We start from the raw sequence: 19,954 nt of genomic DNA, 5'->3' as shown, positions 1-19,954 counted from the left end.
TCAGTACGCGTAAAAGACGGCGTCAAATCCGTTGTGGGCATGGATGCGCAAGCGCAGGCGGTAGTCCAGTCCGAGCCCGGCGATCCACTCGGGGATCCGCCACAGGTCGTCCCAGCGGTGATAGCCGGCGATCGCGAGGAGTGGTCGGTGCCGGCGGATGAGGGCCTCGGCACCGCTCAGTGCGTCGAGTTCGTGACCCTCCACATCGAGCTTGAGATAGTCCACCCGCGCATTGGGCAGGCAGTCGTCCAGCCTGACGACCTGGATGCGGGTGTTGCCTCCAGCGCCGAGTGCGCTGGCTTCTCCGTGTCCGCCGGCAAAGGCGAGCGTGCCGTTGATCGACGAGGCGCCGCAGGGCACGCAGGTGGTCTGGGGCGTCAGGTGGCGGGCACGTTCGGCGAGACGGGGAAAGTTGTCGGCGTCGGGCTCAAACGCCCAGGCCTCGCGCAAAGGAAGATGCCGGGCGGCCGATTCCAGGGTGTCGCCGTCGTAAGCCCCGACGTCCACGAAGCCGATCGGCTCAGTGGCAAGCGCGCACAGGAAGTCGGGAAAATACTGGGCGCCAGCGTCGGGCGCGTTGGGAATGGTGGCGCTCTGCCCGAGCCGGAAGCGCAGGAGGTCGGCGAGCCGCGTGCGGCTCTCGGTGTCGTCGAGCTGCGCGAAGACGCCGGTCAGCGCCTGGTGGTGCGCGGCGTAGGCGCGCCGGTCGGCCAGCCAGTAGCGCCAGCCCAGGGATTCGGCCAGCGTGGCGTAGTACTGCTGGGGCAGCAGCGGCGTTGCAAAACCTGCAGTACGGCAGGCATCGACGATGGCGGCGTAATCCGACACCGCTTCGCGATTGAAGACGCCGATCCACAGTGGGAGATTCGTCCAGCCGGCAGGCAGGCCGGTGAGCGGCGCGACGGGCACGCCGTCACAGGTGCCGGGGGTGCCCGCCGAAACGACGAAGCCGACGACCGGAATGCCGTTTGCCTCGGCGGCAGCGCGCACGTCACGGGCAAAGCCCCCGCAGCCGAAGATCAGCACGCCGTTGCGGCGGGCTGAGGTCGGATCGGTGTCGTCATCGACGTGCAGGGACGGGAAATCAGGCGCGGTCATGATCCTGCTCCGCTCCGCGGCAGCGCGCGGATGGCGGCTGCCTCGGTGCGCACGGCGGCGAGCTCGTCCGGTGGAAGGAATGGGAACATGTCGTCCAGCTCCGGGGTGGCGAAACCGCCTTCCGGGAGCGCCCGCGACTTGATGCGCGGCTCGAAGCCGGGCAAGGGGTCGACCTGGGCGGCGATGAGCACAGGGCCGCGGCGGCCGAGCGCGGCATCGAGGTCGGGCAGGTTGGCGGCGGTGACGCTGACCGCATCCAGCCCATAGGCCTGGGCGATTCGGGCAAAGTCGGGAAACTCGACGCCCGACGCCGGGGTTGCGCCGACGATGCGGCCGAAGAAGTTTTCATGGGTCTGGCGGATCGACGCGTAACCACCGTTGTCGATGAGCACGAGGGCAATATCCAGATCGAGCGTCTTGAGGGTCTGAAGCTCCTGGATGTTCATCTGCAGGCTGCCGTCGCCGGCAAAGCACACGACCCGCCGCCCACCCGCGGCCTGCGCGGCGCCGATGGCGGCAGGGAGGTCGTAGCCCATCGAGGCGGAGCCGGAGTTGCTGAACATGCGCTGGCCGGCCTTCAGTCGGCCCACCTGGAAGGGCAGGATGCAGGCCGATGCGTTGCCACAGACGACGATGTCGTCGTCCCGCAGCTGGCTGAAGACCCGCTCTACGAGGGCATAGGGGTGGAGTTGGGCGCCGTTCGCCGGGTGGCCGCCGGTGGGGTAGCGCCGGGCGATGTCGCGACACCAGGCGGCCCACGGGGAGAAGTCCGGCAGCCCGTCGGTGCAGGCGAGGGTCAGGGCGCCGAGAAAGACGCTGGCGTCGGCGCCGATCCGCAGGTCGGGCTGGACGAAGGGTTTGGCCAGTTCCGCCGGGTCGATGTCAACCTGGGCGACAAACGCGTTACGCGCAAAACTGGCCCAGTTATAGCTGACCTGGCGGATGTTGAGTCGCGAGCCGATGACGATGACGCAGTCGGCGTTCTGGGTGCAGAAGTTGCCCGCCCGGGTGCCGATGGTGCCTGGGCGGCCTGCAAACAGGGGGTGGTCGCTGGCGATGAGGTCGTGCGTCCAGGCCGTTGCGACGGGGATGCCGTGGGCTTCCGCAAAGTCGAGCAGTGCCTTCCCGGCGCCGCTGAGGCGCACACCGGTACCGGCAAGGATCAGCGGCCGATGCGCGGCGCGAAGGCGGGTGGCGAGGGCTGCACAGTGCGCGCTCAGGTCGGGATGAATCGGCGTGGCGGGGGCCGGGGCCGCGGGCAGGGGCGCGCATTCGGCCGATTGCACGTCAAGCGGGATGTCGAGCCACACCGGGCCCGGGCGGCTGTGGGTGGCCAGGGCGAAGGCGCGGGGCAGCTGGTCGGCAAGGGCTTCGGGGCTGCCGACACTTTCGGCCATCTTGGTGACCGGCCGGGCCATGGCGATCATCGGTCCTTCCTGGTCGCCGAGCTGGCGCAGGCCGGGTACCGGGGTGTAGTCGAGGCAGGTGGCCCGCTTGACCTGACCGCTGATCACCACCATCGGAATCGAGTCCGTGTAGGCGCCGAACACCCCATTGAGGGCGTTGATGCCGCCGGGACCGGTGGTGAGCATGACCACGGCGGGTTTTCCGGATACCCGGGCGTAGGCTTCGGCAGCCATCGCACAGGCTTGCTCGTGGTGCATGAAGGTGCACGTGATTCGAGGATGGGTGCCGAGGGCCTGGTTCAGATACATGGCGCCACCGCCTGTGACGGTGAACACCTGCTCGATGCCGTGATCGGCCAGCCAGTCGGCAATGCGTTCGGATGCGTTCATGCTCGGTCGGTGATGAAGTGCGGGATACGAGGGTTGCCCGGTTCGAGGCGTTGCAGCTCTGCCGCGATCTGAGTCGGGTTTACGGCAACGCAGACAAGAACTTGCGCGTCCGGGTGACGACTTAGTCCCTCGGCGGGGGAGACGATGGGTTTGCCAGCGAAAGTGAGGCCCTGCTTGTTGGGGGCGTTGTCGAGGAAGGCGCAGACTTGCTGAATCGGGATGGCGCCCTGTCCGGTGAGGCGCTGGGCCCACGAGCCGGCGCCCCAGACCAGCACCGGGCCGGGGCCAAGGGGGGGCGCAATGCGCCACGCTGATGCGGTCCGCCGCAGGCTGTCGGCGAGATAGTCCCGCAGGCGGGGCAGCATGTCTGGCGCCGGCGCGGCGCCCGTGTCGCCAGTCGCCGCGCCGGCAATGCCGGCCAGGGCCGGATAGGACGTGCCGTCGGCGAGGGTGAGGGGGGGCTCCGTGAAGCCGCGGGGCAGGAGGCCCATCCGCGAGAACAGCCGGGCGAGGGCGTGGGGGCTGAAGTGGTTGATGTGCTCGCTATCGACGTAATACAACGGCGGCCGTTCGCCGCAGCGATAGTGTCGGGGATCGGGGACTTCCACGTAGAGCGTGCCACCGGGGGCGAGTAGTGCGGGCAGATGATCGAACGCGTCGAAGTCGCGCAGATGCTCGGCGACATGCGACATCACGATGAGGTCGAATTGCCGCCCCGCCAGTACCGTGGGCGTTTCGGCGGCAAGCCCGGTGTGCACGGTCAGGCCACGTTGGCGGGCCGCCTGGGCGGCGGCGGGATCGGGGTCGATGCCTTCGGCGTGGGTGTGGCCTCGCCGTTGCAGGGTCTGCAACAGTCCGCCCGCACCGCAGCCAATGTCGAGGACGCGCGCGTCGTGCCGGGGAAGCCAGGCCGTCAGGCGGTCGGCGAGCTCGTCCAGGCGCTGCCGATCCGCCGCGTCGATCCCCCCGCCTGTACCGGTTGGGCCGCCGTACTTGGCCTGGGTCCGGTAATAGGTGTCGTACGCAGACTGGGGCGCCGGGGTGTCCGCGTAGGCGAAATCGCAAGGTGTGCAGGCCACCAGCCGGTAGCCATCCGGAAGCGGCGAGCCGCTGATCTGGGGAAGGTGTATCCAGCCCAGTTCGTCCGGCGTGGGGTTGCCGCACAAGGGGCAGGCGCGGTGGCTGCTGACGACCATGGCGACGTGGGCGCTCAGAAATCGACGCCGATGAAGCGGCGGATCATTTCGGCGGTGTAGTCGAGCTGTGCACTGGTGAGCCCCGGCCACACGCCGATCCAGAAGGTGTCCCGCATGATGCGGTCGGCCACCGGCAGCTCGCCGACGACGCGGAAGTTGCGTCCGGCCATCGAGGGCTGGCGGACGAGGTTGCCGGCAAACAGCAGGCGGGTGCCGATCTTGTGCTGGTCGAGGTATTGCAGCAGATCGACGCGATTGACGCCGGCCTCCGGGCGCAGGGTGATCGGATAGCCGAACCACGACGGATCGCTGCCGGGCGTGGCTTCGGGCAGCACGAGGAGATCCCGCGCGTCGGCGAGCGCATCGGTGAGCCGCGCGAAGTTGCGCTTGCGGGCGGCGATGAAGCCTTCGAGCCGATTGAGCTGGGCCAGCCCGCAGGCGGCCTGCATGTCGGTGATCTTGAGGTTGTAGCCAATGTGGCTGTAGGTGTACTTGTGGTCGTAGCCCGGCGGGAGGCTGCCCAGCTGCCAGCCGAAGCGCTTGCCGCAGGTGTTGTCGCATCCGGGCTTGCACCAGCAGTCGCGGCCCCAGTCGCGGAAGGATTCGGCGATCTGGCGCAGGCTCGGGTCGCTGGTGAGCACCGCGCCGCCTTCGCCCATGGTGATGTGGTGGGCGGGGTAGAACGACAGGGTGGCCAGGTGCCCGAAGGTGCCGACCTTGCGGCCCTTCCAGGTGGAGCCGAGGGCGTCGCAGCAGTCTTCCACCAGCCACAGGCCGTGGGCTTCGCAGAAGGCGCACACGGCGGTGAGGTCGAAGGGGTTGCCGAGGGTGTGGGCGATCATCACCGCCTTGGTGCGCGGCGAGAGCGCGGCTTCGAGCATGCCCACGTCGATGTTGTAGCCGGGCAGGGTGGCGTCGACGAACACCGGCACCGCGCCGTTCTGGATGATCGGATTGACGGTGGTGGGAAAGCCGGCGGCGACGGTGATGACCTCGTCGCCGGGCTGGATGGCCCGCTCACCCAGCTTGGGTGAGGTGAGGGTGGAGAAGGCCACCAGATTGGCCGACGAGCCGGAATTGACGGTGAGCGCGTAGGCGGTGCCGACGAACTCCGCAAGGCGCGCCTCGAAGGCGTCGTTGAAGCGGCCGGTGGTGAGCCAGGCGTCGAGGGCCGCGTCGATCATCGCGTCCTTCTCGGGATCGCCGACCACCTTGCCGGAGGGCGGCACCGGGTCGATGCCCGGGCGCCAGTCGCGGGGCGTGGCGGCGGCGCGGGCGGGGCGGACGATGACTTCGAGTTCCTGCCCGGCGAGCTCGGGGTGGGCGGAGAGATCCAGCTGCAGGCTGCCGTCGGCGCCGGGGGTGAGGGTCTGGCGGATGATGCTCATGGGGTGCTTCCGAAGGCGGCGATTTCGTCGAGGGTGTAGCGGTGCATGTCGGCGCCGTTCTGCCAGGCTTGATACCAGGCGAGGCTGCGCGCCACGGCTTCGTCGGCCCGCCAGTGGGGGCGCCAGCCCAGGCGGACGCGGGCCTTGGTGCAGTCGAGCTTGAGGGTGTGGGCCTCGTGCACCTGGGGCGTGGCGGCGCTGGCCCAGTGGGCGGCCGGGCCCCAGCCTTCGGCGAGCTGCTGCACGACCCAGGCGACGCTGCGGGCGTCGGTTTCGTCGGGGCCGAAGTTCCAGCCGTCGGCGAAGGCGGCGCCGTCATTCACGAGGCGTTCGGCGAGCTGCAGATAGCCGGAGAGCGGTTCGAGCACGTGCTGCCAGGGGCGGATCGCGCCGGGGCTGCGCAGGGTGACGGGCTGCCCGGCGGTGAAGGCGGCGAGCACGTCGGGCACCAGCCGGCTGGGTGTCCAGTCGCCGCCGCCGATCACGTTGCCGGCGCGGGCGCTGGCGAGCGGAATGCCCGCCGCGGCGAGGAACGAACGCCGGTAGCTGGCGACGATCAGTTCGGTGCAACCCTTGCTGGCGGAGTAAGGGTCGTGGCCGCCCATCGGGTCGGTCTCGCGGTAGCCCCAGAGCTGCTCGCGGTTCTCGTAGCACTTGTCGCTGCTGACCACCACGATCGCCCGGATGCCGGCCACGTGGCGGCAGGCCTCGAGCAGATGGACGGTGCCCATGGCGTTGGTGGCGAAGGTGTCCACCGGGGTTTCGTAGGACAGCGGCACCAGCGGCTGGGCGGCCAGGTGGAGGACGATCTCGGGCCGGGCGGCCTGCATTGCCGCGAGGAGCGCCGGGTAGTCGCGCACGTCGCCGATGGTGGAGTGCATGCCGCGGCCGACGGCGGCCACGTCGAAGAGGGCCGGGTCGGTGGCCGGGGCGAGGGCGAAGCCGTGGACCTCCGCGCCCATTTCCTGCAGCCACAGGGCGAGCCAGCCACCCTTGAAGCCGGTGTGGCCGGTGACGAAAACCCGCCGGCCGCGCCAGAAGGCGGCGTTCACCAGGTTTTCCATGGCGCCTCGCCGCTCTGCCAGAGTTCTTCGAGGAGGGTCTTGTCGCGCAGGGTGTCCATCGGGCGCCAGAAACCGGTGTGCTGGAAGGCGGCAAGCTGCTTTCTGGCGATGAGCTGGGCGAGCACCGGGCCTTCGAAGATGGTTTGGTCGCCATCGTTGATGTAGTCGAGCACCTTGGGCGACAGCACGAAGAAGCCGCCATTGATGAAGCCGCCGTCGCCCAGGGGCTTCTCGACAAAGGCGCTGACGCAGCCACCGCTTGCGATCTTGAGGGCGCCGAAGCGGCCCGGGGGCTGCACCGCGGCTACCGTGGCGAGCTTGCCGTGGGCCTTGTGAAAGGCGATCTCGGCGCTGACGTCGATGTCGGCCACGCCGTCGCCGTAGGTGAAGCAGAAGGCGTCTTCGTCCTGCACGTACTGGCGCACCCGGGCGAGGCGGCCGCCAGTCTGGGTGCTGTCGCCGGTATCCACCAGGGTGACGCGCCACGGTTCGGCGTGGCGCTCGTGGATCTCCATGCGGTTGTGGGTCATGTCGAAGGTGACGTCCGACATGTGCAGGAAGTAGTTGGCGAAGTACTCCTTGATCACGTAGCCCATGTAGCCGCAGCAGATCACGAAGTCGTGAATGCCGTGGGCCGAGTAGATCTTCATGATGTGCCAGAGAATGGGCCGACCGCCGATGCCGATCATCGGCTTCGGGCGGTTGACGGTCTCTTCGCTGATGCGGGTGCCGAGGCCACCCGCGAGAATCACGGCTTTCATCGTCGCTCCATGAAGGATGGGGACGATGTTATGCGTGGCGGTGGAAGGGCTTAGGGCGGAACAGGGGGGAAAAGAGGGGGTTATTCTTCCGGCGTGGGATCAGCGCCGGTTGCCCATGGGGGATTCGGGGGGATTGGCGCCGCAGGCGATGTAGTCGTCGTCGCGCATCACCGGCTTGATCTCGCAGGCGCTGGCCACCACCGGCAGGGCCGTGAAGTGGTTGAACCCGGACTCGGCGTTGCGCAGGGTGCGGACCGTGGGCAGGGCGGCGGTGGGCACCTGCACGGGGAGGCTGGCGACCGGCGCGAGCGCGTCGGCGGCGCCATTGACGGGGACTGCGGCCTCGCCGCCGCCGATGCGCCGGTTGGCCGCCTCGAGCCGCTCTTGTTGCCGGGCTTCGAGGTTGGCGCGGCGGATCAGGAGCGCGCTTTCCCGGCCGATTTCCTGAATCGGGAGGTGGGTGGCGGTGGCCGGCACGGCCTGGGCGCTGGCGCCCTGGATGGTGGTGCTGCGCACGGCGACGGGGCGCAGCGGGGCCTCGGTGATGCTGGTCGAGCGGCTCATGCCGCTGCTGCGACCGCCGCCGACGCGCCGGGCGTCGGCGGGATCACTGGCCACGAGGCCGAGGAGCAGGGTGGCGAGGAGCGCGGAGGCGGGGCGGTCGAGTCTGAAGCGGGTCATCGTGAGCTGCACTGGAATCTGCAAATATTTGCAAAGCATGCAAGTCTAGCGAATCTCCGCCGGTAATGCTATTCGGATTCAGTCCGCGAGCAGCGCCGCCAGCATGGCGTCCGGCGTGCCCACCGCGCGCCAGTGGGGCGGCATTTCTTCGGGCGCGATGCTGCCGTAGCCCCAGGTGGCGGCGAGGAAGGGCAGCTGGTTGGCGTCGGCGGATTCGCCGTCCTCGCTGCGGTCGCCGATGTAGATCGAGGTGGCCACCGGGATCTCGTGATCGGCCAGCAGCCGTCCGATCATCGCCGCCTTGTGGGGCAGGCGCGGCGAGAACAGGTCGAGGGCGTAGATGTGGTCGAAATGCCCCAGCCAGCCCAGGTGATCGAGGATCAGCCGGGTGGGGTGGATGCGCTTGTTGGTGGCGATGGCGAGGCTGAAGCCGGCCGCCTTGAGGCTGGCGAGCATCTCGCCGACGCCAGCGTAGGGGGCGGTGGCCTTGTAGCCTTCGGTGTCGTAGCTGGCCTTGAAGCCGTCGGCGAGGCGGTCGATGAGCGCCGCGTCGGTGCTTCCGGCGAGCAGCTGCAGGGTTTCGGTGAGCGGCGGGCCGATGATGCTGTCGTCGATGGGGATGACCGGCGTCAGGCCGGCGCGGGCGAAGGCGTCGCGGAAGCTGGCGAGGATGGCCGGGGCGGAGTCGATGAGGGTGCCGTCGAGGTCGAACAGGATGTGGCTGTAGCGGGGCATGGCGATGGGCGCGTTGGGAAGGCGGGCGTGATTATCGCCCGCTCGGGTATATTTGCGCGCTCGTTCCGCCCTTCCGTTCTGCCGCCATGGAAAACCCCGATCTCTCCGCGCCCGACGACGCCCGTCGCTTTGGCGGCCTTGCCCGACTCTACGGCGATGCCGGCCGGGTCCGGCTGGCGGCGGCGCATGTGTGCGTGGTGGGCATCGGCGGGGTGGGTTCGTGGGCGGTGGAGGCGCTGGCCCGCAGCGGCGTGGGCCGGCTCACGCTGATCGACCTGGACCACGTGGCGGAGTCGAACATCAACCGCCAGATCCACGCCAGCGACGCGACCCTCGGCCAGGCCAAGGTGGACGCGATGCGCGAGCGGATCGCCGGCTACAACCCGGCCTGCCAGGTGGCGGTGGTGGATGATTTCGTGACCACCGACAACTGCGCCGAACTGCTGGGCGCGGGCTTCGACTACGTGATCGACGCCATCGATTCGGTGCGGGTGAAGGTGGCGATGATCGCCTTCTGCCGCGGCGCGGGTGTGCCGGTGGTGACCTGCGGCGCGGCCGGCGGGCAGATCGACCCGACCCAGATCCGCGTGGATGATCTTTCGCGGACGATTCAGGACCCGCTGCTCGCCAAGGTGCGCGGGCAGCTGCGCAAGGGCCACGGTTTCACCCGCGACCCGAAGAAGAAATTTGGCGTGGAGGCGGTGTTCTCCACCGAGCCGCTGCGCTACCCCGCGCCGGAGGCGGCCTGCGAGCTGCCCGCCACGGGCCCGGCCGGCCTCAACTGCGCCGGCTTTGGCTCGATCGTCACGGTGACGGCCTGCGTCGGGATGTTTGCCGCGGCGCGGGCGATCAACGCGCTGGCGGCGGGGTGATGAAGAGCGCCGGGTCCACCGCCGCGCCGTTGAGATAGACGCTCCAGTGCAGGTGCGGGCCGGTGGCGCGGCCGCTCATGCCCGACTGCCCCAGCACCTCGCCCCGGCGCACCGGCTGGCCGGGCGTCACGGTGGTGTCGCTGAGGTGGCAGACCATCGTGACGAAGCCCTGGCCGTGGTCCACGAAGACCGTCTTGCCGTTGAAGTAGAGGTCGTCCACCAGCGTGACGACGCCGTCGGCGGGGGCGCGGATGGGGGTGCCGGTGGGCACCGCCACGTCGAGCCCGGTGTGGGGCGCGCGGGGTTCGCCGTTGAATACCCGGCGCAGGCCGAAGCGGCTCGACAGGCGGCCTTCGGCAGGCAGGGTGAGGTCGGCGCGGGGCACCGGCACGTCGCGGAACTGGCTGCGGATGTCCAGCTGGCGCTTGCGTTCGGCGTCGATGCGGGCCACGTCGGCGGGGTCGGGGGTGACCATCTTGGGGTTCTTGATGGTGAGCTTCTGGACCGGATAGGCCTTGGGCATCACCGGAAAGCTCAGGCTGCGGGCCTGGCCTTCGGGGCCGACTTCGAGGGTCTGGTCGCCGACCGGGGTGTCGAGGGACAGGCCGACCAGCGCGTGCCAGCCGTCGCGCTGTTGCTGGAGGAGCACCGGGCGCCCGCCGAAGCGCACTTCGGGGCGCGGCGAGCCGGCCGGGGCGACATGGATCTCGGCGACACCGCCGGGCACCGCTTCGGGCCGGAACCCGGCGTGGGCATTGGCGATCAGCGATGTGGCGGCGGCAATGAGGGCTATAACTTTAGTCATGAATTCAGTGGCAACCGGGACTATTTCACACGCGGCTGCAGGAAGTTGGGCGGGAACGCGGATTTGAGCATGGACAAGCCTTTGCACGGTTTAACATCTTGTAAAGACTGGTCTGCTTCCAGCGAGGGCGTTGTCGCCCTTTGATGCTGGTCCGAAAGGACTGGTCAGGTTGATCGATGGTCTGTGCCGGCAAGCCGGCCAGACTCGGGAGTGATGGATGTCGCAGGAAGCAATCGTACTGTTTGCCCACGGGGCGCGTGATCCGATCTGGGCCCTGCCGGCCCAGCGGGTGGCTGAGGAGGTGCGTCGGCTGCGTCCGGGCACGCTGGTCAGCGTGGCGTTTCTCGAACTGATGACGCCGACCCTGGCCGAGGCCGTGGAAGCGGCGGCGGCCTCGGGCGCGGAGGTGGTGCGCGTGGTGCCGCTGTTCCTGGCCCAGGGCGGGCACCTGAAGCGCGACGTGCCGGCGCTGATCGAGGCGGTGCAGGCCAAGCATCCGGCGTGCCGGATCGAGCTGGTCACGGCCGTCGGCGAGGATGCCGGGGTGGTGCAGGCGATGGCGGTTTATGCGGCGGGGGCTGGCGGTGTTGCGTCGGCCGACTGAGACAGGGGAGGTCTGGGGTTCGATGGCGAGTCGCATCTGGCTGGTGGGGGATAATCCCCAGTTGGCAGGGCAGATCGAGGCTTGGCTGGCGCCGGCCGGGTACGAGTGCAGGCCGCTGGCCTGTCTCGAGGCGTGCGTGCGCCTCACGGACGAACTGACGCTCGGCGATCGGGTGATCGTCGATGTGTCGTCGGACGAGTGCTCGCTCGCGCTGCTGGCCGTGCTCAAGGATGCCGGCGTGCAGGTCACCCTGCTGCTGGAGGCCGAGGATCTGCTGGCGGTGGAGACCGGGCTGTACGCCACGGTGTCGGGTTTCCTGGTCAAGCCGTTCGAGCGTCAGGCGCTGGTGGCGGCGCTGGCCCTGCCGTGGGGTGGCGTGAGCGCGCCGGCGGGTGGCTATTTCCCGTTCCGTACCCTGGAGGATGTCACCGGCCTGTCGCAGCTGGTGGCGGGGCTGTGCCCCGAATCCGAGATGGTGCAGATCGCCCTTTCCGAGCTGATGCTCAACGCCGTGGAGCACGGCAACCTGGGGCTGGGCTTCGTGCGCAAGGGCGAGCTGATGAGCTGTGGCGCGTGGCGTAACGAGGTCGAGCGCCTGCTCGACACGCCGGCCTATCTCGAACGTTTTGCCTACCTGCGGGTGGAGCTGCGCCCGCGGGAAGTGCGCTTCCTGATCCGCGATCAGGGCAACGGTTTCGATCCGGGGCCTTATCTCAACCTCAATCCGGCGCGCTCGGTCGAGCCCCACGGGCGCGGCATCGCGATCGCCCGGATGCTGGCCTTCCCCGATCTGGTCTTCCTCGAAGGCGGTCGCTGCGTGGAAGGGGTGGTGCGCCGGCTGGCTGCACTCGATCTGGCGGCCTGAGGCCGCAGTTTGACCGGCGGAGGCCCCGCCGGCTTGACGGAACATAATATAAGCGTATTCTTATATTATGTTCCTATACACTTCTCTCCGTCTTTCCGGTGCGTCCGGCCTGCTCGCGGCAGTGCTGGCGCTGTCCCCTGTTGCAGCTCCTGCCGTCCCGACGACGGCCGACGTGCCCACCGTGCGCATCGGCCTGCAGGCCCACGCCCAGACCTACGCCAGCGAGGCGACCATCGAGGCGATCCGTCAGGCCACCGTGGCCGCCCAGGTGCAGGGGCGGGTGCTGGAGGCGCGGGTCGATGCCGGCGCCCGGGTGCGTCGCGGCGACGTGCTGATGCGCATCGACACCCGCGAGGCCGATCAGGCCGTGGCGGCGGCCACCGCCAACGTGGCGGCGGCCCAGGCCCGGGTGGTCGAGGCCAGGGCCAGCCTTGAACGCACCCGCAGCCTGAAGGCGCGCAATTTCATCAGCGCCGCGGCGGTGGATCAGGCCCAGGCGGCCTTTGATTCGGCCGCGGCCCAGCACAAGTCGGCCGAGGCGGCCCGGGCCCAGCTGGATGCCTCCCGAGGCTTCGCGACGGTGACTTCGCCCATCGACGGGGTGATCGCCCAGCGCCTCACCGAAGCCGGCGAGATGGCCCAGCCGGGCCGTCCGCTGATGACGATCTACGAACCCGGCGGCCTGCGGGCGGTGGTGGATGTGCCCCAGTCACGCCTTGCCGAACTGGGCAAGGCCGGCCTGAAGGCGAAGGTGGAATTCCCCGAAAGCGGCCGCTGGCTGGATGCGGCGGCGATCGTCGTGCTGCCTTCGGCCGATCCGCGCACCCACACCGCGCGGGTGCGGGTGAGCCTGCCCGCCGACGCTGCCGGCGTGGTGCCGGGCATGGCGGCGCGGGTGCATTTCGTGGTGGGCGATGCGCCGCGGCTGGCGGTGCCGGCGGGGGCGATCCTGCGCCGGGGCGAGATCACCGGCGTCTACGTGGCCGACGGCAAGGGCGGCTTCAGCCTGCGCCAGCTGCGGGTGGGCAGCCCGCTCGCCGACGGCAGCGTCGAGGTGCTGGCGGGGCTCTCCGGCGGCGAGCTGGTCGCCCTCGATCCGGTGCGTGCCGGTCTGCTTCGTCAGGCGCGCTGAATCATGGGGATCGCTGGTCGTATTGCGGCGCTGTTCCAGCGCAACGCGCTCACCCCGCTCCTCGCCCTGGTGCTGATGCTGCTGGGCGTCTTTGCCACCCTCGTCACGCCCAAGGAAGAAGAGCCCCAGATCGACGTGACCATGGCCGACGTGATGGTGGCCTTTCCCGGCGCCTCGGCCAAGGACGTGGAGGCGCTGGTCGCCCGCCCGGCCGAGCAGGTGCTGTCGCGCATCGCCGGGATGGATCACGTGTATTCGGTGTCGCGCCCGGGCATGGCGATCATCACCGTGCAGTTCAAGGTGGGCGTCAAGAACCAGGACGCCATCGTGCGCCTGTACGACACCATCCACAGCCACCGGGACTGGATCTCCCCCGAGCTGGGGGTGGCGGAGCCGGTCATCAAGCCGAAGGGCATCGACGACGTGCCCATCGTCGCGCTTACCCTTTGGACGCGTGATCCGGCCCGCTCGGCCTTCGACCTGCAGCAGGTGGGCCGCGCGGTGGAAGTGGAACTCAAGCGCGTCAAGGGCACGCGGGACGTGAGCACCATCGGTGGCCCGGACCACGTGCTGCGGGTGTTGATGGACCCCGGCCGGATGAACGCCTATGGCCTCACGCCCCAGGATCTGAAAGGCGCGCTGCTGCTGGCCAATGCCTCCCAGCCGAGCGGCAAGCTGATCGACCAGAACCAGGAGGTGCTGGTGCAGACCGGCACCTACATCGAGAGCGCCGACGACGTGCGTCGGCTGGTGGTGGGCGTCTCCGGAGGCCGGCCGGTGACAATGGCCGACGTGGCCACGGTGGTGGATGGAGCGGATCAGCCGTCGCGCTACGTGTGGCACGCCCTCGGCAAGGGCGCGGGGGATGCCGCCGCCAGCGGCGAGCGCTTCCCGGCCGTGACGCTGTCGATCTCCAAGAAGCCGGGCGAGAACGCCGCCGACGTGGCCGACGGCCTGATCCGCCGGATCGATCAGCTCAAGGGCAGCATCGTGCCCGACGGCGTCGAGGTGACGGTGACCCGCAACTACGGCGAGACGGCCACCGAGAAGGCCGACAAGCTGATCGGCAAGCTGGTGTTTGCCACCTCGGCGGTGGTGCTGCTGGTGTTCTTTGCGCTGGGCAGGCGCGAGGCGGTGATCGTCGGTGCGGCGGTCACGCTCACCCTGGCGGCTACGCTGTTCGCCTCGTGGGCGTGGGGCTTCACCCTCAACCGGGTGTCGCTGTTCGCGCTGATCTTCTCCATCGGCATCCTGGTGGACGACGCCATCGTGGTGGTGGAGAACATCCACCGCTGGCACACCCTTGAGCCGGCCACGCCCCTGTGGCAGCTGATCCCGAAGGCGGTGGATGAAGTCGGCGGGCCGACCATCCTGGCCACCTTCACGGTGATCGCGGCGCTGCTCCCGATGGCTTTCGTGTCAGGCCTGATGGGGCCGTACATGAGCCCGATCCCGATCAACTCGTCGATGGGCATGTTCATCTCGCTGGCGGTGGCCTTCATCGTCACCCCGTGGCTGGCGGGCAAGCTGATGGCCGGTGGCGGGCACGGCGCAATGCCGGCCGACCACGGGCCGGACAAGTTCACCCAGCGCCTCGAAGCCCTGTTCCGCCGCATCATGACGCCGCTGCTCGACCCCAGAACCGGCGGCCGGGCGCGGATGAAGCTGTGGCTGGGCGTGGTGCTGGCGATTGCCCTGTCGGTGTCGCTGGCGGTGGTGCAGCTGGTGGTGCTCAAGATGCTGCCCTTCGACAACAAGAGCGAGTTCCAGGTGGTGCTCGACATGCCGGTGGGCACGCCTGTCGAGACGACCACCGAGGTGCTCCGGGAGATCGGCGACGAGCTGGCGAAGGTCGATGAAGTGACCGACTTCCAGACCTACGCCGGGACCGCTGCGCCGATCAACTTCAACGGGCTGGTGCGTCAGTACTACCTGCGTGCCCTGCCCGAGATGGGGGACATCCAGGTCAATCTCGTGGACAAGCACAAGCGCAGCCGCAAGAGCCACGAGATCGCGGTGTCGGTGCGCGACGTGGTGGCCTCCATCGCCCTCCGGCACGGCGGCAACGCCAAGGTCGTCGAGGTGCCCCCTGGCCCGCCGGTGCTCTCGCCCATCGTGGCCGAGGTGTACGGCCCGGACTACGCCGGCCAGGTGGCGGTGGCTGGCACGCTGCGCAAGGCGTTTGAAGCGACGCCGGACATCGTGGGCGTGGACGACACCGTGGACGAGGCTGCGCCCAAACTGGTGCTGCGGGTCAATCAGGCCAAGGCGGCGCGCCTCGGCGTGGCCCAGGCCGACATCGTCGAGGTGGTGCGCCTGGGGCTTGGCGGCGAGAACGTCACCCCGGTGCATGGCGGCGACAACAAGTATGAACTGCCGGTGCGCCTCACCCTGCCGCCGGAGCGGCTGTCGTCGGTGGAGCAGATCCTCCAGATGAAGGTGCGCGCGCGGGCGCCGGAGGCCGGCGGCGCGCTGGTGCCGGTGTCGGAGCTGGTGCAGGTGCAGCCCACCCGCCGCGAGCAGGTGATCTACCACAAGGATCTGCTGCCGGTGGTCTACGTGACCGGCGACATGGGCGGCAAGCTGGATTCGCCCCTCTACGGCATGTTCGACATCCGCAGCAAGGTGAAGGATCTGCCACTGGTGGGCGAGGGGCTGGCGGGCGTGCTGGGCGAGTGGTTCATCCACCAGCCCGACGACCCCTATGCCGCCTACGCCATCAAGTGGGACGGCGAATGGCAGATCACCTACGAGACCTTCCGCGACATGGGTGCCGCCTACGCGGTGGGCCTGGTGCTGATCTACGTGCTGGTGGTGGCGCAGTTCAGGAGCTATCTGGTGCCGCTCATCATCATGGCGCCGATCCCGCTCACCATCATCGGCGTGATGCCGGGCCATGCGCTGCTGGGCAGCCAGTTCACCGCCACCAGCATGATCGGGATGATCGCGCTGGCGGGGATCATCGTGCGCAACTCGATCCTGCTGGTGGATTTCATCGACCAGCAGGTGGCGGCCGGCACCAGCCTTGCCGAAGCCACCATCCACGCCGCGGCGGTGCGCGCCAAGCCCATCGGGCTCACCGGCCTGGCGGCGATGATCGGTGCGTTGTTCATTCTCGACGACCCGATCTTCAACGGGCTGGCGATCAGCCTGGTGTTTGGCGTGCTGGTGTCCACCCTGCTGACCCTGGTGGTCATTCCTGTCCTGTATTACGCGGCCACCCACAAGCGGCGCGCCGCAACCGAAGGAGAAGTCTCATGAAGCTCACCGTCAACCAGTTCGTGCGCATCTTTGCCGGTGCTTTCGTGATGATCTCGCTGGCCCTCGGCGTGGAGGGAAGCCCGCTTTTCGTGAGCAGCAAGTTCCTGTGGTTCACCGCCTTCGTGGGGGGCAATCTGTTCCAGAGCGGCTTCACGCGCTTCTGTCCGCTCGAGAACATCCTGCGCAAGTTTGGCGTGAAGGACAGCACCGGCTGCGCCTGATGCGGCGTTCATGACGAAGCTTGAGGCGAGCCCTCAAGCTTTATGGCGCGGGGCCGTTCACCTCGGGCAATGAGCCCGCGACACCCTCCTTTTTCGAGATTTGACCGGGCCCTCCGCTCACAGGGTGCATCGCCTTTGCTGGAGGGCCGCTGGTTCGTTGCGGCCTTCGCGCTGGGAATGCTCATCACTGCGCTGGTGTGGGCCCATCTGCGCGACCACGAGCGCGATCTCGAAAAGGCCCATCATGCGGCGGCGGCCGACCGGCTGGTGCATCAGCTCAACGAACGCCTGGGCAAGGTGGATTTCATTCTGCGCGGGGTCGCCGGCCTGTTCTCGGCCCAGAATCTCGTCGAGAAGCGCGAATTCGAAACCTACGTAGCCGGCCTCAAGCCCACCGAGACCCTGCCCGAGGTCGTGGCGATCGGGCTGGTTCGGCGAGTGGATGTCGCCCGGGTGCCGGCGGTCGAGGCGCTGCTGTCGGCGGCCTACGAGCGGGATATCCGCATTACGCCGCCGCCCGACGCTGCCCGCGCCGGGGTGACCTATCCGGTGGTTTATGTGTGGCCGCTCGATGCCCAGACCACGCGGGCCATTGGTTACGATGGCTATTCCGAGCCGCTGCGCCGCCGGGCCATCGACGACGCGCTGCGTCTTGACGGCATGGCGATGACCGAGCCGATCGCCATGCGTGCGCTGGGGGATGCCCAGCGCGGTGCCGCCGTGATGCTCTATCGGGTTGCCCGCTCGGCGGACGACCTGAGTCCGAGCGAGGCCCAGGATGGTCTGGTTGGCCTCGGGATCGATGTGAGCCGGATGTTCGACGGGCTCGCAGAGTCGGCCATCGCCGGCTATCGGGTGCGCGTCGACGATGTGTCCGACAGTGATCCGGCGCTGCTCTACAGCAACATCGACAACGCCACCGCGCCCCTGGCCGAAGTCCGCACCGCCAGCTTTGGCGGGCGGGTGTGGCGCCTGTCCCTGGCGGCGCCGCCGCCGGCCGAGCTGATCGCGGTTTCGTCCCTGGTGGCAATGGGCGGGGTGGCTGGCAGCGGCCTGCTGGCGTTTCTGCTGGCCAGCCTGTCGGGGCAACAGAAGCGTGCCCGCGAGCTGGCCGACCTGATGACTTCCGAATATCGGGCCAGCCAGATGCGTTTCGAACTGGCGGTTTCCGCCACCGAGGAAGGCATCTGGGAATGGCAGGCCGGGCAGACGCGGCTGTTCCTGTCACCCCGCTGCGACACCCTGCTCGGCTATCCAAAAGGGGGCCTGCCGCGCAACGTCCGGGGCCTGCTGCGCCATCTGGCGCGGCCGATCCGGCGGGAATTCCTGATTTCGTTGCGGACCCACCTGGCCGGCAAGGGCGCCCTCGACAGCGTGTTGCCGGTGACCCGGATCGATGGCAACGTGGGCTGGTTCCACGTGGCCGGCAAGACCGAGTTCCACGCCGGCGGCCGGCCGGAGCGCACCGCCGGCGCCATCGCCGACGTGACCGGGCTGCGCCGCGCCCAGCAGGAAGTGATCGATTCCCACGCCCGGCTCGACGCGCTGTACCGCCACGCCTCCCTCGGCATGGCCATGGTGGACGGCAAGGGGCGCTATCTGCAGGCCAACTCGGAATTCTGCCGGATCGTCGGCTACAGTGAAGATGAGCTGTGCTGCGACCAGCCGCCGATGCTCACCCCCGCCGAATACGCGGCGCGGGATGCCCGGGCGGTGGTGGATACCTGCCTCGGTGCCCGGGGCAAGGCCTATGAGAAGGAACTCCTCCACCGCAGCGGGAAGCGGGTGCCGGTGATGGTGATGACGACCGTCGTGGGCGGCAGCGATGGCTCCCACCGCTGGATCGTCGTCGAGGATGTGACCGAACGGAAGCGGGAGCAGCGGGCCGTGCAGGAGGCCAACGCCACCAACGAATCGCTGATCGCCGCCATGCCTGACATGCTTTTTCAGCTCGATGGCGACATGCGCATCGTGCGCTACCACGCCGACAAGCCGGATCTGACGGTGCCGCCGGAAGCCTTCATGGGCAAGCGGCTCGATGAAGTGCTGTCGGCCCGCACGGCCCGGGCCTTCTTCAATGCGGTGCATGCCGCGGGGCGCAGCGGCCAGTTGCAGCGGCTGGAGTATTCGTCCCGGCGCGGCGCCGATCGCCTGCGCCATTTCGAGGCCCGGCTGCGCATGGTGCCCACCGGGGGGGCGCTGGTGGTCATCCGCGACATGACCGACCAGAAGGAAACCGAGCTGGCCCTGCGGGAGAGCGAGGCGCGCTGGCAGTTCGCCCTCGACGGCGCCGGCGACGGGGTGTGGGACTGGAACATCGCCGAGAACCGGGTGTTCCGCTCCGACCGCTGCAAGACCATGCTCGGCTACGCGGTGGACGAGTTGCCCGACGACCACGCCAGCTGGGCGGCGCTGGTCCATCCGGAAGACCTGCCCGCGCTGCTGGAGGCCCGGCGCATTCATCTCAAGGGCGAATCGCCGATGCTCGCCATGGAGGTCCGGACGCGCGCCAGATCGGGGCGCTACAAGTGGGTGCTGGTGCGGGGCCTGGTGGTCGAGCGGGATGCCGACGGCCGCGCGCTGCGCATGATCGGCACCCATTCGGACATCGACGACGCCAAGTCGCGCGAGGCCCAGATCCTCGACCACAACCTCAATCTGGCGACGCTGGTGGATGAGCGCACCAAAGACCTGCAGGCCGCCAAGGATGCCGCCGAGGCCGCCAACGAGGCCAAGTCGGCCTTCCTTGCCAACATGTCCCACGAGCTACGCACCCCGATGCACGGCATCCTCGGCTACGCCAAGCTGGGCGAGACCCGGGTGGCCAGCGCCGGGCACGAGAAGCTGCGCAACTACTTCGGCCGCATCCGCCTCTCCGGCGAGCGGATGCTGTTGCTGGTGAACGATCTGCTCGATCTCTCCAAGCTGGAAGCCGGGCAGATGGTGCTCAACCTGGAAACCGGCGCCTTGTCCGAGGTGGTGTCGGAAGTGATCGCCGAGTTCGACCTGCTGGTCCAGGCCCGGCGGCAGTCCATCGAGCTGTCGGTGGATAAGGCGCTGCCCCCGTGCCGCTGCGATCGGGCCCGGATCGGGCAGGTGGTCCGTAACCTGCTTTCAAATGCGGTGAAGTTCACGCCGGAGGGGCGGACAATCCGCGTCCGGCTCGGGGCGGGCATGCTGCCCGATGCCCGGCCGGCGCTTGTCCTGGGCGTGTCCGACGAAGGCGTGGGGATTCCGGCCAGCGAACTGGAGCTGGTCTTCGACAAGTTTGTACAAAGCTCGCGCACCCGGACGGGCGCGGGCGGAACGGGACTCGGCCTGGCGATCTGTCACGAGATCGTCGAGGCGCATCACGGGCGTATCACGGCCCGGAACAATGCCGTCTGCGGAGCGGAGTTCATCGTCGAGTTGCCGGCCCTGGGCCGGACCGAAGAGATGGCGCCCGCCCTTGCGGCACAGGGAGAAGCTTGATGAG

At 68.9% G+C, this 19,954-nt stretch carries 16 protein-coding genes; 7 read left to right on the top strand and 9 right to left on the bottom strand.

The features are described from left to right. The 8 genes from QQK25_RS06450 to QQK25_RS06415 form a co-directional block, all read right to left on the bottom strand. Window positions 1-1,098, bottom strand: coding sequence for an FkbM family methyltransferase (locus tag QQK25_RS06450; RefSeq protein ID WP_284187195.1), 1,098 nt, complete (start codon window positions 1,096-1,098; stop codon window positions 1-3). Next, complete coding sequence (locus QQK25_RS06445) at window positions 1,095-2,894, bottom strand: thiamine pyrophosphate-binding protein (protein ID WP_284187194.1); 1,800 nt, start codon at window positions 2,892-2,894, stop codon at window positions 1,095-1,097. The genes QQK25_RS06450 and QQK25_RS06445 overlap by 4 nt, the downstream gene beginning before the upstream one ends. After that, entirely contained in the window at window positions 2,891-4,090 is a 1,200-nt protein-coding gene (locus QQK25_RS06440; protein ID WP_284187193.1) for a class I SAM-dependent methyltransferase, read from the bottom strand. The genes QQK25_RS06445 and QQK25_RS06440 overlap by 4 nt, the downstream gene beginning before the upstream one ends. A gap of 14 nt (window positions 4,091-4,104) precedes the next feature. Next, window positions 4,105-5,478, bottom strand: a complete 1,374-nt coding sequence (rfbH, locus tag QQK25_RS06435; RefSeq protein ID WP_284187192.1) for a lipopolysaccharide biosynthesis protein RfbH — start codon at window positions 5,476-5,478, stop codon at window positions 4,105-4,107. Then, complete coding sequence (gene rfbG, locus QQK25_RS06430) at window positions 5,475-6,542, bottom strand: CDP-glucose 4,6-dehydratase (RefSeq protein WP_284187191.1); 1,068 nt, start codon at window positions 6,540-6,542, stop codon at window positions 5,475-5,477. The genes rfbH and rfbG overlap by 4 nt, the downstream gene beginning before the upstream one ends. Further along, a complete protein-coding gene (rfbF, locus tag QQK25_RS06425) occupies window positions 6,527-7,303 on the bottom strand; it encodes a glucose-1-phosphate cytidylyltransferase (RefSeq protein ID WP_284187190.1) in 777 nt (258 codons plus the stop codon). Before rfbF ends, rfbG begins: the two co-directional genes overlap by 16 nt. A 99-nt stretch (window positions 7,304-7,402) precedes the next feature. Further along, a complete protein-coding gene (locus QQK25_RS06420; RefSeq protein WP_284187189.1) occupies window positions 7,403-7,984 on the bottom strand; it encodes a hypothetical protein in 582 nt (193 codons plus the stop codon). A gap of 78 nt (window positions 7,985-8,062) precedes the next feature. Continuing rightward, a complete protein-coding gene (locus QQK25_RS06415) occupies window positions 8,063-8,719 on the bottom strand; it encodes an HAD family hydrolase (protein ID WP_284187188.1) in 657 nt (218 codons plus the stop codon). 86 nt (window positions 8,720-8,805) lie between these two features. Between QQK25_RS06415 and tcdA the strand changes: the two genes are divergently transcribed. After that, window positions 8,806-9,591, top strand: a complete 786-nt coding sequence (gene tcdA, locus QQK25_RS06410) for a tRNA cyclic N6-threonylcarbamoyladenosine(37) synthase TcdA (protein WP_284187187.1) — start codon at window positions 8,806-8,808, stop codon at window positions 9,589-9,591. On the opposite strand, the gene QQK25_RS06405 is transcribed toward tcdA, so the two are convergent. After that, complete coding sequence (locus tag QQK25_RS06405; RefSeq protein WP_284187186.1) at window positions 9,569-10,396, bottom strand: peptidoglycan DD-metalloendopeptidase family protein; 828 nt, start codon at window positions 10,394-10,396, stop codon at window positions 9,569-9,571. The genes tcdA and QQK25_RS06405 overlap by 23 nt on opposite strands. Before the next feature lie 217 nt (window positions 10,397-10,613). Here QQK25_RS06405 and QQK25_RS06400 point away from each other — a divergent pair, with 217 nt between their 5' ends. The 6 genes from QQK25_RS06400 (at window position 10,614) to QQK25_RS06375 (ending at window position 19,950) form a co-directional block, all read left to right on the top strand. Continuing rightward, on the top strand, window positions 10,614-11,000 hold the full coding sequence (locus QQK25_RS06400; protein ID WP_284187185.1) for a sirohydrochlorin chelatase: 387 nt from the start codon (window positions 10,614-10,616) through the stop codon (window positions 10,998-11,000). Between the two features lie 22 nt (window positions 11,001-11,022). Beyond that, the gene (locus QQK25_RS06395) at window positions 11,023-11,865 is read left to right on the top strand and encodes an ATP-binding protein (RefSeq protein ID WP_284187184.1); all 843 of its coding nucleotides are present in this window, start codon (window positions 11,023-11,025) and stop codon (window positions 11,863-11,865) included. A gap of 67 nt (window positions 11,866-11,932) precedes the next feature. Further along, the gene (locus QQK25_RS06390; protein ID WP_284187183.1) at window positions 11,933-12,997 is read left to right on the top strand and encodes an efflux RND transporter periplasmic adaptor subunit; all 1,065 of its coding nucleotides are present in this window, start codon (window positions 11,933-11,935) and stop codon (window positions 12,995-12,997) included. Window positions 12,998-13,000: 3 nt separating this feature from the next. Continuing rightward, entirely contained in the window at window positions 13,001-16,258 is a 3,258-nt protein-coding gene (locus QQK25_RS06385; protein WP_284187182.1) for an efflux RND transporter permease subunit, read from the top strand. Further along, the gene (locus QQK25_RS06380) at window positions 16,255-16,479 is read left to right on the top strand and encodes a YgaP family membrane protein (protein WP_284187181.1); all 225 of its coding nucleotides are present in this window, start codon (window positions 16,255-16,257) and stop codon (window positions 16,477-16,479) included. The genes QQK25_RS06385 and QQK25_RS06380 overlap by 4 nt, the downstream gene beginning before the upstream one ends. A gap of 177 nt (window positions 16,480-16,656) precedes the next feature. Continuing rightward, window positions 16,657-19,950 carry a PAS domain S-box protein gene (locus tag QQK25_RS06375; protein WP_284187180.1) on the top strand — a complete coding sequence of 1,098 codons (3,294 nt, stop codon included), beginning with the start codon at window positions 16,657-16,659 and terminating at the stop codon, window positions 19,948-19,950. Window positions 19,951-19,954 lie beyond the last annotated feature (4 nt).

This window comes from Zoogloea oryzae (assembly GCF_030161255.1).
Classification (GTDB): Bacteria; Pseudomonadota; Gammaproteobacteria; order Burkholderiales; family Rhodocyclaceae; genus Zoogloea; species Zoogloea oryzae.
This window is presented reverse-complemented; position numbering and strand designations above follow the sequence as displayed.

Coding starts and splice junctions, on each gene's coding strand:
- QQK25_RS06450 (WP_284187195.1), bottom strand. CDS start 1,098: ATGACCGCGCCTGATTTCCCGTCCCTGCACGTCGATGACGACACCGAT.
- QQK25_RS06445 (WP_284187194.1), bottom strand. CDS start 2,894: ATGAACGCATCCGAACGCATTGCCGACTGGCTGGCCGATCACGGCATC.
- QQK25_RS06440 (WP_284187193.1), bottom strand. CDS start 4,090: ATGGTCGTCAGCAGCCACCGCGCCTGCCCCTTGTGCGGCAACCCCACG.
- rfbH (WP_284187192.1), bottom strand. CDS start 5,478: ATGAGCATCATCCGCCAGACCCTCACCCCCGGCGCCGACGGCAGCCTG.
- rfbG (WP_284187191.1), bottom strand. CDS start 6,542: ATGGAAAACCTGGTGAACGCCGCCTTCTGGCGCGGCCGGCGGGTTTTC.
- rfbF (WP_284187190.1), bottom strand. CDS start 7,303: ATGAAAGCCGTGATTCTCGCGGGTGGCCTCGGCACCCGCATCAGCGAA.
- QQK25_RS06420 (WP_284187189.1), bottom strand. CDS start 7,984: ATGACCCGCTTCAGACTCGACCGCCCCGCCTCCGCGCTCCTCGCCACC.
- QQK25_RS06415 (WP_284187188.1), bottom strand. CDS start 8,719: ATGCCCCGCTACAGCCACATCCTGTTCGACCTCGACGGCACCCTCATC.
- tcdA (WP_284187187.1), top strand. CDS start 8,806: ATGGAAAACCCCGATCTCTCCGCGCCCGACGACGCCCGTCGCTTTGGC.
- QQK25_RS06405 (WP_284187186.1), bottom strand. CDS start 10,396: ATGACTAAAGTTATAGCCCTCATTGCCGCCGCCACATCGCTGATCGCC.
- QQK25_RS06400 (WP_284187185.1), top strand. CDS start 10,614: ATGTCGCAGGAAGCAATCGTACTGTTTGCCCACGGGGCGCGTGATCCG.
- QQK25_RS06395 (WP_284187184.1), top strand. CDS start 11,023: ATGGCGAGTCGCATCTGGCTGGTGGGGGATAATCCCCAGTTGGCAGGG.
- QQK25_RS06390 (WP_284187183.1), top strand. CDS start 11,933: ATGTTCCTATACACTTCTCTCCGTCTTTCCGGTGCGTCCGGCCTGCTC.
- QQK25_RS06385 (WP_284187182.1), top strand. CDS start 13,001: ATGGGGATCGCTGGTCGTATTGCGGCGCTGTTCCAGCGCAACGCGCTC.
- QQK25_RS06380 (WP_284187181.1), top strand. CDS start 16,255: ATGAAGCTCACCGTCAACCAGTTCGTGCGCATCTTTGCCGGTGCTTTC.
- QQK25_RS06375 (WP_284187180.1), top strand. CDS start 16,657: ATGCTCATCACTGCGCTGGTGTGGGCCCATCTGCGCGACCACGAGCGC.